The organism is Kitasatospora sp. NBC_00039 (assembly GCF_045160625.1).
Classification (GTDB): Bacteria; Actinomycetota; Actinomycetes; order Streptomycetales; family Streptomycetaceae; genus Kitasatospora.
This window is the reverse complement of the sequence record NZ_CP108289.1, coordinates 6,734,227-6,747,770: the sequence shown is the minus strand read 5'-3', so window position 1 is coordinate 6,747,770 and position 13,544 is coordinate 6,734,227. Positions and strand designations below refer to the sequence as shown.

At 74.5% G+C, this 13,544-nt stretch carries 17 protein-coding genes; 11 read left to right on the top strand and 6 right to left on the bottom strand.

Annotated elements, in window-relative coordinates; genetic code table 11:
• The first annotated feature begins 2 nt into the window (after window positions 1-2).
• Window positions 3-1,511, top strand: coding sequence for a CHAD domain-containing protein (locus tag OG286_RS29995; protein ID WP_396319104.1), 1,509 nt, complete (start codon window positions 3-5; stop codon window positions 1,509-1,511).
• 130 nt (window positions 1,512-1,641) lie between these two features.
• Here OG286_RS29995 and OG286_RS29990 read toward each other — a convergent pair whose 3' ends face one another.
• Both OG286_RS29990 and OG286_RS29985 read right to left on the bottom strand, forming a co-directional pair.
• Complete coding sequence (locus OG286_RS29990; RefSeq protein ID WP_396319105.1) at window positions 1,642-2,094, bottom strand: SRPBCC family protein; 453 nt, start codon at window positions 2,092-2,094, stop codon at window positions 1,642-1,644.
• A gap of 107 nt (window positions 2,095-2,201) precedes the next feature.
• Window positions 2,202-2,630, bottom strand: coding sequence for a hypothetical protein (locus tag OG286_RS29985; RefSeq protein ID WP_396319106.1), 429 nt, complete (start codon window positions 2,628-2,630; stop codon window positions 2,202-2,204).
• Window positions 2,631-2,825: 195 nt separating this feature from the next.
• Between OG286_RS29985 and OG286_RS29980 the strand changes: the two genes are divergently transcribed.
• From OG286_RS29980 to OG286_RS29955, 6 genes are all read left to right on the top strand, one after another.
• Window positions 2,826-3,140 (top strand): WhiB family transcriptional regulator, encoded by a 315-nt coding sequence (locus tag OG286_RS29980; protein ID WP_396319107.1) that lies wholly within the window; start codon window positions 2,826-2,828, stop codon window positions 3,138-3,140.
• A 135-nt stretch (window positions 3,141-3,275) separates the two neighbouring features.
• Complete coding sequence (locus OG286_RS29975; RefSeq protein WP_405359422.1) at window positions 3,276-4,394, top strand: mechanosensitive ion channel family protein; 1,119 nt, start codon at window positions 3,276-3,278, stop codon at window positions 4,392-4,394.
• Between the two features lie 39 nt (window positions 4,395-4,433).
• Window positions 4,434-5,396, top strand: coding sequence for a SigB/SigF/SigG family RNA polymerase sigma factor (locus OG286_RS29970; protein ID WP_396319109.1), 963 nt, complete (start codon window positions 4,434-4,436; stop codon window positions 5,394-5,396).
• Between the two features lie 143 nt (window positions 5,397-5,539).
• Window positions 5,540-5,932, top strand: a complete 393-nt coding sequence (locus OG286_RS29965) for an STAS domain-containing protein (protein WP_396319110.1) — start codon at window positions 5,540-5,542, stop codon at window positions 5,930-5,932.
• Between the two features lie 116 nt (window positions 5,933-6,048).
• Window positions 6,049-6,528, top strand: coding sequence for an ATP-binding protein (locus OG286_RS29960; protein ID WP_396319111.1), 480 nt, complete (start codon window positions 6,049-6,051; stop codon window positions 6,526-6,528).
• Between the two features lie 233 nt (window positions 6,529-6,761).
• A complete protein-coding gene (locus tag OG286_RS29955; protein ID WP_396319112.1) occupies window positions 6,762-7,127 on the top strand; it encodes a PRC-barrel domain-containing protein in 366 nt (121 codons plus the stop codon).
• Between the two features lie 157 nt (window positions 7,128-7,284).
• On the opposite strand, the gene OG286_RS29950 is transcribed toward OG286_RS29955, so the two are convergent.
• The 3 genes from OG286_RS29950 to OG286_RS29940 are packed head-to-tail and all read right to left on the bottom strand — an operon-like array spanning window position 7,285 to window position 8,712.
• Window positions 7,285-7,665 (bottom strand): VOC family protein, encoded by a 381-nt coding sequence (locus OG286_RS29950; protein WP_396319113.1) that lies wholly within the window; start codon window positions 7,663-7,665, stop codon window positions 7,285-7,287.
• A gap of 40 nt (window positions 7,666-7,705) precedes the next feature.
• Window positions 7,706-8,254, bottom strand: a complete 549-nt coding sequence (locus OG286_RS29945; protein WP_396319114.1) for a GNAT family N-acetyltransferase — start codon at window positions 8,252-8,254, stop codon at window positions 7,706-7,708.
• Window positions 8,251-8,712: a group II truncated hemoglobin gene (locus OG286_RS29940; RefSeq protein WP_396319115.1), complete on the bottom strand. Its 462-nt coding sequence runs from the start codon at window positions 8,710-8,712 to the stop codon at window positions 8,251-8,253. The genes OG286_RS29945 and OG286_RS29940 overlap by 4 nt, the downstream gene beginning before the upstream one ends.
• Window positions 8,713-8,891: 179 nt before the next feature.
• Here OG286_RS29940 and OG286_RS29935 point away from each other — a divergent pair, with 179 nt between their 5' ends.
• The 4 genes from OG286_RS29935 (at window position 8,892) to OG286_RS29920 (ending at window position 12,909) form a co-directional block, all read left to right on the top strand.
• Complete coding sequence (locus OG286_RS29935; RefSeq protein ID WP_396319116.1) at window positions 8,892-9,683, top strand: SDR family NAD(P)-dependent oxidoreductase; 792 nt, start codon at window positions 8,892-8,894, stop codon at window positions 9,681-9,683.
• A gap of 41 nt (window positions 9,684-9,724) precedes the next feature.
• Complete coding sequence (locus OG286_RS29930) at window positions 9,725-10,129, top strand: MerR family transcriptional regulator (protein ID WP_396319633.1); 405 nt, start codon at window positions 9,725-9,727, stop codon at window positions 10,127-10,129.
• A gap of 73 nt (window positions 10,130-10,202) precedes the next feature.
• Window positions 10,203-11,735, top strand: coding sequence for an AMP-binding protein (locus tag OG286_RS29925; protein ID WP_396319117.1), 1,533 nt, complete (start codon window positions 10,203-10,205; stop codon window positions 11,733-11,735).
• A 340-nt stretch (window positions 11,736-12,075) separates the two neighbouring features.
• A complete protein-coding gene (locus OG286_RS29920; RefSeq protein ID WP_396319118.1) occupies window positions 12,076-12,909 on the top strand; it encodes a TIGR03084 family metal-binding protein in 834 nt (277 codons plus the stop codon).
• Between the two features lie 139 nt (window positions 12,910-13,048).
• Here the strand turns inward: OG286_RS29920 and OG286_RS29915 are convergent, their stop codons facing one another.
• Window positions 13,049-13,465 carry an NUDIX hydrolase gene (locus OG286_RS29915; protein WP_405359429.1) on the bottom strand — a complete coding sequence of 139 codons (417 nt, stop codon included), beginning with the start codon at window positions 13,463-13,465 and terminating at the stop codon, window positions 13,049-13,051.
• Window positions 13,466-13,544: the final 79 nt, after the last annotated feature.

The window sequence follows — 13,544 nt, the reverse complement described above, 5'->3', positions numbered from 1 at the left end:
GTATGGCAACCACACACCAGGAGATCGAGCGCAAGTACGAAGGGGCGCTGCGGCGCCCGCCGGCAACCGACGGGCTTCCCCAGGTGGCGCGGGCCGTCGCGGGCGGCACCGAGCAGCTCGACGCCGTCTACTTCGACACCGCGGGCCTGCGCCTGCTCCGCGCCGGCATCACCCTGCGCCGTCGCACCGGCGGCCACGACGCCGGCTGGCACCTGAAGATCCCCGGTGCCGACGGCATCCGTACGGAGATCCGGCTGCCACCCGACGCCGGGGACGCCCGCAGACCGCCGAAGGAGCTGGTCCGCCTCACCCGTGGCCTCGCGCGCGGCGAGCCCCTCGCCCCGGCCGCCCGGCTGCGGACGAGACGCGAACGCACCCTGCTGGTCGACGCCGGAGGGGGCACGCTGGCCGAGCTGGTCCGTGACGAGGTCACGGCCCAGACCCTGGGCGCCGCCGCCGGGGCGGAGGGGGCCACCGAGGTGAGCAGCTGGGTCGAGACCGAGGTGGAACTGGACGCGGGCGCACCGGACCTCCTGGACGCCGTCGAGCGTGACCTGCGCGACCAGGGACTGCGCCCCGCTGCGGAGGCCTCCAAACTCGCCCGGGTGCTCGGCGGGCGTCTGCCTTCGGTTCCGGACGCCGGGCCGCCGGCCGGATCGGTCGGCGCGGCCCTCACCGGCTACCTACGGGACCACGTGGCGGCGCTGCTCGCGCTCGACCCCGCGGTCCGCGCGGACCTGCCGGACGCGATCCACCGGATGCGCGTCCACGTCCGCCGGCTGCGCAGCGCGCTGGCGGCCCACCGCAGGCTGCTGGACCGTGCGGCCGCCGACCGGCTGGACGGTGAACTGCGCCGGCTGGGCCGGGTGCTCGGCCGGGCCCGCGACGCCGAGGCGCTCGGTCAGCTCCTCGGCCCCCAGGCGGCCGGGCTCCCCTCCGCCGGCCGGCCGCAGGAGGTGGGCGCCCTGCTCTCGTCCTGGTTCGGTCACCGGTACGCCCGGGAGCAGCGCGCGGCCGTCCACGCCATGCGCGACCAGCGTTACTACGCGCTGCTGGACGCCGCCGAGGAGTTCGCCGCCCACCCGCCGCTGCGCCGGCGCGCCGCCCGCGGGAAGGCGCAGGCCCGGCGGGTGCTGAAGCACCAGCGCCGGCGGACGGTTCGGCGCCTGGACGCGGCCCTCGACCTGCCGGCCGGCCCGGACCGGGACCGTGCGCTGCACCGCGCCCGCAAGGCGGCCAAACGCGCCCGGTACGCGGCGGAGAGCGTCGCACCGGTGGCGGGGCAGCGTGCCGGGCGGCTGCGCAAGCGCATGAAGCGGCTCCAGGAACCGCTCGGCGCGCACCACGACGCGGTGGTGGCGGGCCCGGCCCTGCTGGAAGTCACCGCTGAGGCGCGCCGCCGGGGCCGGGACACCTTCGGGTACGGCTTGCTGTTCGCCGCGCAGCGAAGGGAGGCCGACGAGCAGGTCGGGCGGGCCCGCGAGGCCCGGAGACGGCTGAAGGGTGCCTGAGCGCACCCGCCGGGCCACCCCTGCCGTGCGACTCCGCGGGCGGAGGCCCCGGGCCCACCCCCGGGCCCACCGGGCGCGGCGCGGCGCCGGGAGGAGGCCGGGCGCGACCCGGGGGGGGTCGACCGGGGTGTCACCGCGGGCCGAGGCCGCCGGGATCACACTCGCCGGGATCACGCTCGACGAACGTCTTGAAGTCCCCGAGGTCGTCGATCACCTGACGGTCCGCGAAGCCGAGCGCGTGACCGATCCGCTCCACCAGGCCGTCGGGCTCAACATCCAGTTGGAGCATGACCCGCGTCGTGTGCTCGCCGACGCGGTGGAAGGTCACCACGCCCGACTGCCGCACACCACCGGCGAGGGTGGCCCACGCGAGCCGCTCGTCCGGGACGGCCTCCGTCGTGCAGGCGTCGAACTCCCGCCGCACGCCGGCCACATCGACCACCCAGTGGCTCAGTCCGGGGCCTCGCCGCTCGATGCTGACGATGCCCCGCATGAACGCCGGGAACTCCTCCAGCCTGGTCCACTGCTCGTAGGCCGCCGCCGGCGGGATCTCCACCTCGACCGATTCCTCGATCCTCGTCATGGGTCCGTCCCTTCTCCGGGTGCCGGGCCGCCGGACAGCGGTCCGCCTGGTGCGCCTTCCCCGGTTGGACCAGGTCATGTTCCCGGGCCGGCGCCCCTGTCCGGCCGTCACACGTGCGGGGTGGCCGGCGGTCCCGGCGGCCGGGGCGGGGCGACCGGGGCGAGCGCGGCCGAAGCCGCGGCCAGGGTGTCGGTGAGGACGGCAGCGGTGCGCGCGGCCTCGTAGAGGCGCTCGCGTGCGTCGCGGGCCGCGCGGAGGGTGTCCTTGGCGTCGACCGCGTCGAGCCCGTGGGCACGGTCCGGTCCCAGCCGCCCGGCGGCCTGCTCGCTGCTGAGGAACGTGGCGAGCAGGTCCAGGAGTTCGGGCAGTCGCGCGCTGACCAGGGCCAGGGCGGCCACCGCTGCGGCCGCGTCGGCGGGCAGGACCAGGCCCGGGCCCTCGGCCGTAGCCCCGTGCCGGACGGCGGCGTGAAGCAGTTCGGCGGCTCCGGCGGACAGTTCGGCGACGGACGACGACGGCGGTACGGGGTGGCTCATGGCAGTCCCTCCCTCGGGGTGCGGGGCCGGGCGGACCGGCCCCGCCGGCCGGTACGGCCGACCTCTTCTGCCCCGGGGACGCCCGGGCATGCACCCCTGCGGCGGACCCACGGCCGGACGACCGGGCTGTCGGACGAACAGGCTGTCGGGCTGTCGGGCGGTTTGTTCCCGGGCCGACGGGTCAGACGGATCGCCATGACCGATACCTCCCGGCTCCCCGGCGCCCTCGACCACTACTGGAACTGGCAGGCTCGCGCGGCCTGCCGCGGTGGCGACACCGCCCTCTTCTTCCACCCCGCAGGTGAACGCGGCCAAGCCCACGACGAGCGCGAGCAGGAGGCCAAACGGGTCTGCGCCCGCTGTCCGGTACGCCGTGCGTGCCTGGAGCACGCCCTGCGGGTCCACGAGACCTACGGCGTCTGGGGCGGCCTGACCGAGTCCGAGCGCGCCGTCCTGCTCAGGACGGGGCGCCCCGGACGCCCGTCCGGCCGGGCCCGCCATGCGGCCTGACGGCGCCACGGCCACTGACGGCCGGCGCCCTCCCCCGGCCTGCCCGCGGTCCGTCTGCCGGGCCGCCCGTCCGTCCGCTCGAACCGGTGGGACCGGACCTGCTCCCACCACGTCCCCGCCGAAGGAGTGATCCGCGTGGAGGGGTGGAGCATCGTCCGCCTGCTCGTCGTCGCCGTGTCGTCGGTCCTCGCCGCCTGTGCCCTGAACCTGCTGACGGAGGCGGTCGCCCGGCTGCCCCTGGTCCGCCGCCGGGCCGAGGCGGCACCACCGCTCCTGCGCGCCTGCCGGCCGCCCTTGCTCGCCGCGACCACCTGCGGGCTGCTGCTCGCCGGCGAACCCTGGACCGGCACCACCCCGGCGGTCCACGGTGCCGTCCGCCACCTCCTCGTGCTCGCCGCCCTCGCGTCCTGCGCCTGGCTCGGGGCACGCCTGATCTCCCTGGCCGCCGAGGGCGCGCTGCGCCTGGCCGTCCGCCGGCACGAACCGGGCTGGGCAGGCCGGGCCCGCACCCAGGTCGGCCTGCTGAGCCGGATCTGCCAGGCAGCCCTGACCGTCGTGGCGCTGGCGGCCATGCTGATGACCTTCCCGGCCGTCCGCGGGCTGGGCACCAGCCTGCTGGCCTCCGCCGGGCTCGTGGGCCTGGTGGCCGGCATCGCGGCGCAGAGCACCCTGGCCAACCTCTTCGCCGGGGTGCAGATGGCCTTCGGCGACCTCGTCCGGCTCGGCGACGTCGTCGTGGTCGGCGGCGAGTGGGGCACGGTCGAGGAGATCACCCTGACCTCGGTGGTGGTCGCCACCTGGGACCAGCGGCGGCTGGTGATGCCGATGTCCTACTTCGCCGGCCGGCCGTTCGAGAACTGGTCCCGTCGCACCACCCGGATCACCGGCACCGCGCTGCTCCACCTCGATCCCGGCACGCCGGTCCCCGAACTGCGGCGGGAGTTCGAGGGCTTCCTGGAGAAGAACGAGCTCTGGGACGGCGAGGGCAGGGCGCTGCAGGTGGTCGACACGACGCCGACCACCATCGTGGTCCGCGCCCTGATGACCGCCGCCGACGCCGACGACGCGTTCGAGCTCCGCTGCCAGGTCCGTGAGCACCTGCTGGCCTACCTGGTCGAGCGCCATCCCGCCGCACTCCCCCGCCTGCCGGTGGCACCGGCCCCCGGCTCCGGGAACGACGGCCGGCTCGGCGACCGACCGGTTTCACCAAAGCATCACACTGCCAGGGCACATCCCTTCGCCGATCCGGGGTAAAGCGGTTCGAGCCGACGCGGAACCGATGAAAGGACTGACATGGCTGCGCCCAGTGATGCTCTCCTCGCCCACGTCCCCACGGTCGTCCCCAGCCAGGCCCGACCGGAAGGCGGTACGGCGGGCACACTCCGTACCGCGCCGATGCCCGGAGCACCCGCGCTGCCCGGAGCATCCGCGCTGCCCGACGCGGACGTCCTGCCCGAGATGCCCGCGCTGCCCGAAGATCCGACCGAGGTGGCCCCGGCCGACGCGCGGGAGCTGACCCGGGCCCTGCTCCGGCGCCTCGACGCCCTGGACGAGGGCACCCCGGAGTACTCCTACGTCCGCGGCACGCTGGTCGAGCTGAACATCTCCCTGGTCCGGTTCGCCCTGCGCCGGTTCTCCTCCGTCCACGAGCCCCAGGAGGACCTCCTCCAGGTCGGCACCATCGGCCTCATCAAGGCGATCGACCGGTTCGACCACGGCCACGGGGTGGAGTTCACCACCTTCGCCCTGCCGACCATCCTCGGCGAGATCCGGCGGCACTTCCGCGACACCACCTGGGCCGTCCACGTGCCGCGCCGGCTCCAGGAGCTCAGGCTGAGCCTCGCCAAGGCGCAGGACCGGCTCTCGCAGCGCCTCGACCGCGCACCGACCGTCGCCGAGCTCGCGGAGCACCTCTCGCTCACGCCGGAGGAGGTCATCGAGGGGCTCACCGCCGCCAACGGCCACTCGGCCGGCTCGCTGGACGTGGCGGCCGACCCGGACGACGACCGCCGCGGCACCGCCGCGCACCGGCTGGGCGGCGAGGACACGCGGCTCGAGCTGGCCGAGAACCTCATCGCCTTGAAACCGCTCATCGCCGAGCTCCCGGAACGCGACCGCCTGCTGCTCTCGATGCGCTTCACCGAGGAGCTCACCCAGTCCCAGATCGGCATGCGGCTCGGGGTCTCCCAGATGCACGTCTCCCGCCTGCTCAGCCGCGTCCTCAGGCAGCTCCGCGAGGGCCTCGGCCAGGAGTGAACCGCCATCCGCCCGCCCGCTCCGCCAGCCGGCACGACGCGGACCCGGTTCCCGGGCCGCCCGTGCCCTGGCTGACGGCCCCTCATCCGCGTATGGTCACGAAACAGCACCCGGAGGGAGCCCGGACGGAGGAGGCACCTGACATGTCGGTCGAGGATGAACGGCACCCGTCCGCCGCCCCGGCGTCCGCGACACCCGTCGCGCCGGGCGTGGACATCCGGCACGACGGCGCGCGGGCGGCCGTCTGCGCGCTGAGCGGCGATCTCGACATCGACAGTCTCGGCCCTGCCGAGCAGGCCCTGCGCCTGCTCGTCGAACAGCAGCCGGAGCGGATGGTGGTGGACCTGAGCGAGGTGGCGTTCTGCGACTCCTCCGGCCTCAACCTGCTGCTCAAGACGCGGCTCGCCGCCGCGACCGCGGACATCGACTTCCGGCTCGCCTCGCCCTCGCCGCAGGTCACCCGGCTGCTGGAACTCACCGGTGCCGGCGGCGTGTTCTCCATCCACGACTCGGTGAGCGCGGCACTGACCGGGTGAACGCCCGGGGGTGGCGGCCCGGGGGGAGAACCGGGTGGCCGCCCGAGGAATAGCCCGGCACGTCCCGGGAAAGACGACCTCTCATCAGCCGCGCGCGCGAAAGGGGTGAACCGCGTATGACGGCGAGCCGGGGCGCCCTCGACGGCAGCCGACCCGACGCCGGACCGCCGGCGACCGGCCAGCGGCGGCGACTGCACCTGGCCGGACTTCCCAAGCCGGTCGCCCGGTCCCGTGCGTTCACCGGTGGGGCGCTCGCGGACTGGGCCTGGCTGCGCCCCGAGGACGGGGCCGATCCCGACGTCGTCGAGGACGTCCTGCTGCTGGTCTCCGAGCTGGTCGCCAACGCGATGCTGCACGGCGGCGGCCCGCTGGAGCTGGTGCTCGACGCCTCGGACGCGCGGCTGCGGATCGAAGTCAGCGACGGATCCCCGGCGCTGCCCGAGCCGCGCCGGCCGCACCTTCCCGGCCTGCCGGGCGGGCACGGGCTCTTCATCGTGCAGCGGGCGGCGGACCGGTGGGGTGCCACGCCGTGCTCCCGGGGCAAGGCGGTCTGGGCGGAGATCGACACCCGACGGCTGGTCCCCGCCTCCGGCTGACCCCGGTCCGGGGCTGCGTTCCCGCTCCGGCACTCCACCCGCCGGCCCGGGACGCCGTCTCCGGGCCGGCGGGCCGCCGCGCGCGGGCACACGCGGGTGGCGTGGACGAACTGCTGCCGGTGGCACCGGATTCAGGCCCACTCCGCCGACATGGATCCGCGGATCCGGGGCAGCCGAGGTCACGGAGGCCGCCGGAACAGGTCCGGCGGCCGAGCGACGAGAAGGAGACGACAGTGAGCGGCGTCAACATCTGGCAGTTCCGCGCCACCTCCGGCTACGTCACCGATTCCGACCTGGTGGACTTCCGCGTCGAGGCGACCGATGGGCACATCGGCCGGATCGACCGGCTCTCCGAGGAGGCCGACGCCCGCTATCTCGTGGTGGACACCGGGCCGTGGATCTTCGGCAAGCACGTGCTGCTGCCGGCCGGCACGGTCATCCAGGTCGACTTCGAGAACCGCAGGGTGTACGTCGACCGGACGAAGGACGAGATCAAGAACGGCCCGGAGTTCGACCCCGACCGCCACGAGGGTGACACCGGCTACCGCGAGCGGTACGCCGGGTACTACGACCCCTTCTACGGCGGTCCGATCGTCTGAGGTCACCGGAGTCCCCTGCCCCCTGCTCCCGGGTGCCGCCCGGAGGCAGGGGGCACCCGTGCCGGGCGGGGGAGCGGAGAAGCGGAGAGACCGAACGGCCGCCCGCACAGGCCCTCGTGGGCCTGACGGGCGGCCGTTCGGACCGAGTGGCGACGGGTCAGGAGGTGGCGGCCCGCTCGGCGGCGCTGCGCTCGACGCAGAACTCGTTGCCCTCGATGTCGAGCATGGTCACCCAGCCCTTGCCGTCCGGGGTGCGCTGGTCGTCGTGGACGGTGGCGCCCAGTGCCAGCAGGCGCTCCACCTCCTCGTCCCGGGTGCGGTCCTGCGGCTGGAGGTCGAGGTGGATGCGGTTCTTCACCGTCTTGCCCTCGGGCACCCGGATGAAGAGCAGCACGGCACCCGGCGACTCGACCAGCGCCTCCTCGTCCCCCGGGTTGTCGTCCTCGCTGACCTTGCTGTCCAGCACCTGCGCCCAGAACCCGGCCAGGCGGAAGGCGTCGGCGCAGTCGATCGTCACATGTCGTACAAGAGAAGCCATGTGCGTCACTCTGACGCCGTTCTCCCTCCCGGTCCAGTGCTTAACCGGGCGCGGTGCGGGTGTGGAGGTGGCCGTCCAGCGGGAACTCCGGCGGGCGGGCCGGGAGAACGGACGCGAACCGGTACCCGGTCTTCTCGGCCACCCGGCAGGAGGCCGTGTTGTCCACCTGGTGCAGCAGGTCGAGCCGGACCAGCCCGTCGGCGGCGAAGGCCGTGAACGCCCAGCCGGTGACCGCCTCCAGCGCCCGCGGCGCCACGCCCCGGCCCCGCGCGTCGGCCGCCGTCCAGTACCCCACCTCGGCGGACGCCCCGCCGGGCGTGCCGCGCTTGAGCACCACGTTGGCGACCAGTTCGGCGGGGTGCCCGGCCCGGGGCTCCAGAACGGCGAAGCTGTACCGGTCGCCGTCCGCCCAGCCGCGGTACTGGATGTCGAGCCAGCGGGCCGCCTCGTCCGCGTCGGTCACCGGGATCCGGGTGAAGCGGCGCAGCGTCTCGTCCCGGTAGACCTCCACCAGGGCGGACGCGTCCTCGTCCCGGAACGGCCGCAGCAGCAGGCCCCCGGCGGCCGGGAGTCCGGCCAGGGCCGTCACTTCTTCAGCCCGTCCCAGCCCCAGCGCGGCGTCGGGCCCGGGTCGCCGAGGTCCGCGCCGACGGGCGCCGCCGACACGTCCTTGGCGATCTTCGTGCCCCAGTCGAAGTACTCCAGCACCCGCCGGCGCAGCAGCTCGTCGTCGGGCAGCTCCTTCTGCACCGCGGCGCCCATCAGCTCCATCCAACGACCGCGCTGCTCCTCGGTGATGGCGAGGCCGAGGTGCGTGCGGAGCAGCGCCTGGTGCCCGCCCAGCTCGGCGGTGAAACGGGCCGGGCCGCCGAAGATCTCGCCCAGCCAGACGGCGACGTGCTCGATGTGGGTGGTGGTGAAGTTCGCGAAGACCGGTGCCAGGACCGGGTCGGCGAGGACTCCCTCGTAGAAGGTGTTGCTCAGCCGGCGGAGCCCCTCGATGCCGCCGACGGCGTCGTACAGGTTCTCGGACCGTTCGTCACTCATGCGTGTTCTCTCCCCGTGGGTAGGTGCGTTGGCACCTTCCTAACAGCACCCGGCGCCGTTCGCGTCCCCTCCCGGCCCCCTGTTCGCGCCCGGCACAGCAAGTGGAGGGGGCGGTTCCCGCTCCCGGCCCGCGCTCGCGCTTGACCTTGACACTGGCGGCAGGGTCGGAGGCTCTCCGCATGAACGCGAACGAGAGCAACCGGCAGGAAACCCCGCAGGATCGGCCGTCCCGGGTCGTCCTGGTCACCGGCGCGGGGACGGGGATCGGGCGGGCCACCGCGCAGGCCTTCGCCGCGCAGGGGCCGGGGGTCGCGGTGGTGGCGGTCGGGCGGCGGCCCGGACCGCTGGCGGAGACGGCGGGAAGCCACCCCGGGCGGATCCACCCGCTGGTCGCGGACGTCACCGGGGCCGACGCGCCGGAGGCGGTCGTGCGCGAGGCCCTGGAGCGGCACGGGCGGCTCGACGTGCTGGTCAACAACGCCGGGATCGTCCGCAGCGGCGCTGTCGGCGGCCTCACCAGGGACTCGGTCGAGGCCCAGCTCGCCACCAACCTCACCGCCGCCGTCCTGCTCGGCCGGGCCGCACTGCCGCCGCTGGAGGCGAGCCGCGGCGTGATCGTCAATGTCACGACCAGCGTCGGCCAACGGGGCTGGCCGGGCAACTCGGTGTACGCGGCGAGCAAGGCGGCGCTGGAGTCGGTCACCCGCAGCTGGGCGGTGGAGCTGGCGCCGAGCGGCGTCCGGGTGGTGGCGGTGGCGCCGGGGGCGATCGAGACGCCGATCGGCGAACACTCCGGGCTCGGCGCGGAGCAGCGGGAGGCCGTCCGGCGGTGGCAGATCGCCCACACCCCGCTCGGGCGGATCGGCCGACCCGCCGAGGTGGCCTGGGCCGTCACGCAACTCGCCTCCCCGCAGGCCTCGTTCGTCACCGGAGTAGTCTTGCCCGTGGACGGCGGCGCCGTCGTGGGGTGAGGCCGGTGGCAACGCCGGGAACGGTGGAGGGGCGGGGAGCGGTGCTGATCGGAGAGCTGGCCCAGGTGACGGGCAGTACGGCCCGGGCGTTGCGCCACTACGAGCAGGCCGGGCTGATCGGCTCCTCCCGCGCCGCCAACGGCTACCGGGAGTACGACGAGGCGGCAGCCGTGCGGGTGCGCAACATCCGCTCGCTGCTGGCCGCCGGACTCACCCTGGAGGACGTCCGGCTCTTCCTGCCCTGTCTGGACGGGGACGTGCTCGCCAAGCCGCCGTCGCCGGCGGCGCTGCGGATCGCCCGGGAGCGGCTGTCCGTCCTGGAGCGCCGGATCGCCGCGCAGAGCGAGGCCCGGGACCGGCTGGTCGCGGCGCTGGCGGTGGCGGAGGGGGCGGTCGTGGACGGGGCGGCGGCTCCGGCCGCGGGGACGGTCGCGGCGGCGGGCTGAATCCCGCTGGCCGTCCGGGTGACACCCCCGACCGGGGGTGTGCAGGGGGCGCCGGGCGGAGGACAGTGGGCGCATGCAGATTCCACTCTCCGTGATGGACTTCCTCGACCGGGCCGAGCTGGTCTACGGCGACCGGGTCGGCATCGTCGACGAGCCGGTGCAACCGGCCGAATCCTGGGGCGAGCTGAGCTACCGGCGGGTCGCCGAACTGGCGCGGGCGCAGGCGGCAGGGCTGGACCGCCTCGGGGTCGGGCCGGGCGAACGGGTCGCGATGGTGTCGCACAACTCGGCCCGGCTGATGACCTCGCTGTACGGCGTGAGCGGGCACGGCCGGGTGCTGGTGCCGGTCAACTTCCGGCTGAAGGCGGAGGAGGTGTCGTACATCGTCGAGCAGAGCGGCGCGTCCGTGCTGCTGGTCGACCCCGAACTCGCCGACCCGCTGGCCGGGGTGGCCGCCAGGCACAAGTTCGTGATCGGCGCGGGCAGCGACGCGCTGCTGTACGACTTCGACCACGCGCCGCGCCGGTACGAGATCGGTGAGAACGACACCGCGACGATCAACTACACCAGCGGAACCACCGCGCGCCCCAAGGGCGTTCAACTCACCCACCGGAACGTCTGGCTGAACGCCGTCCTCATGGGCCTGCACTTCGGGGCCAGTGACCGGGACGTCTACCTGCACACCCTGCCGATGTTCCACGCCAACGGCTGGGGCCTGCCGTTCGCGCTCACCGGGCTGGGCGCGCAGCACATCGTGCTGCGGAAGGTGGACGGCACCGAGATCCTGCGCCGGGTCGAGCGGCACGGGGTGACCTTCCTGTGCGGCGCGCCGGCGGTGATCCAGATGGTGCTGGACGCGGCCGCCGACTGGGACGGGCCCGTCCCCGGCCGGGACAGGGTGCGGATCATCGTGGCCGGCGCCCCGCCGCCGACCTCGGTGGTGCAGCGGATCGAGTCCGAACTCGGCTGGGAGTTCATGCAGATCTACGGCCTGACCGAGACGTCGCCGGTGGTGACGGTCAACCGTTCCCGCCGCGAATGGGACCAACTGCCCTCCGCCGAGCGGGCGGAGAAGCTGGTGCAGGCGGGTGCGCCGGCGATCGGCAATCACGTCCGGGTGGACGAGCAGGGCGAGGTGCTGGTCCGCTCCAACGTGGTGCTGGACGGCTACTGGCAGCAGCCTCGGGAGACTTCGGAGGCGATCCGGGACGGCTGGTTCCACACCGGCGACGGCGGCACCCTCACCGACGGCTACCTGACCATCTCGGACCGGAAGAAGGACGTCATCATCAGCGGCGGGGAGAACGTCTCCTCGATCGAGGTGGAGGACTGCCTGTACGACCACCCGGCGGTCGGCGAGGTCGCGGTGATCGGAGTGCCGGACGACAAGTGGGGCGAGACGGTCAAGGCGCTGGTGGTGCTCAAGCCCGGCTCCGACGTCGGCGAGGCGGACCTCATCGCGCACTGCAAGCAGCGGCTGGCCGGCTACAAGTCGCCCACCTCGGTGGAGTTCCGGGACGCGCTGCCGCGGACCACCACCGGCAAGCTGCAGAAGTTCCGGCTCCGCGAGCCGTACTGGGCGGGGCGGGAGCGGAACGTCAACTAGCCGCGTCCGGCCGGCCCGGCGCACGGGCTGCCAGGGCCCGTCCGGTCCGGTTGCGGACGCCGATCCCGCGGGCAGCCGGTCGCCGTGAGGCAGGTGCGGCAGGTGCGGCCCCACTGGGCGGCGACCTCCGGGTTGGTCCGGCAGGTCGCCGCCCAGCGCGACACCTCGTGGGCGGAGCGAGCGGGGTGGTCGGAGCGAGCGGTGCGACGTGCGTGTTCCGTTGAGTCCGAGGTGGCGGCGGCGGGTGCGGCGTAGGGTGCGACCGGAGTTACCGGTGAGTCACTACCGGGGTCGCCACCGCTACTGCCGCGTACTGCTGTGACATGTGAAGGGGATGCCCATGACGACGGAACCGAAGGAGCCTCGCGCCACGGACGTGCTGACCGGCCTGCTCGACGACCTGCGGGCCGAGAGCGCGGTGCTGGACGGGCTGGTGGCCGGGCTGGAGCCGGAGGGCTGGGCGGCCGACACCCCGGCCCAGGGGTGGACGATCGCGCACCAGATCGCCCACCTGGCCTGGACGGACGACTGGACCGAACTCTCCGCGCGTGACCCGGAGGGCTTCGGCGCGCAGACCGGACGCGTCTTCGGCGAGCTGCTGGAGGTGGGCCTGGACCCGGTGGACGAGGGCGCCGCGCAGGGGGCGGCCGAGGAGCCCGCGGCGCTGCTGACCCGCTGGCGGGCGGGCCGGGAACGGCTGCTGACCGCCCTGGCCGCGGTGCCGGGCGACGTCCGCCTGCCGTGGTTCGGACCGCCGATGAAGGCCCCGTCGATGGCGACCGCGCGACTGATGGAGACCTGGGCGCACGGGCAGGACGTCGCGGACACGCTGGGCACGGTCCGGGAGCCGACCGCGCGACTGCGGCACATCGCCCATCTGGGGGTTCGGACCATGGGGTTCGCCTTCTCGCTGCACGGACTGCCGGCACCGGAGGCACCGGTCCGGGTGGAACTGACCGCGCCGGACGGCGCATTGTGGGCCTGGGGCCCGGAGGACGCGACGGACCGGGTGAGCGGGCCGGCGCTGGACTTCTGCCTGCTGGTCACCCAGCGCCGGCACCGGGACGACCTCGCCCTGACCGCCACCGGCGCGACGGCGGCGGCCTGGCTGCCGATCGCCCAGGTCTTCGCGGGCGCCCCCGGGAAGGGGCGGGAGGCGGAGTCCGGCGCGTAGGCCGCTGAACGACACCCCCGCCTTCTGGCACCACCCCTCGGGCCCCTCCCCCACAAGCCCCGGCGCGGCGCAGTCACCCCCACGGCTGCGCCGCGCAGGCTGGTCCAGCCCTGGGGACCGCCGCAGCGGCGGCCCGGCCCTACGGCTGCCCGAGCAGGCCGAGGCCGTCGGCCGCCGCCGGGGAGAGCGCCGACGCGGTGAGACCGGCGAGCGGCATCCACCGGGCACCTGCGGTCGACCCGTCGACCTCGTTGACGGTCAGCGGCCCGGGACGGAGCTCGACGCGGTAGAACAGCCCCACCAAGTGCCAGTGCACACCGAGCCGGTGGGCCGTGTAGCTGCGCGCGTCCACCAGCCGGGCACTGCGGAGTTCCAGGCCGGTCTCCTCGTGCAGCTCGCGCGCGAGCGTCTCCTGCGGCTGCTCGCCCGGGTCGATCCCGCCGCCGGGCAGGTGCCAGAGGCCGGGCAGGAAGACCGGTGAGGCCTCGGAGAGTTGCGTCAGCAGCAGCCGCTGCTCCGACGTGGCGATCGCGTACGCCGAAACGCGGGAACGCATCTGCTCACCCAAGGCCTGCCTCCGAAGGTCACGCGACGAACTTCCCCTGACGGAAGCACTCTTGATCATGAGCCTAGCC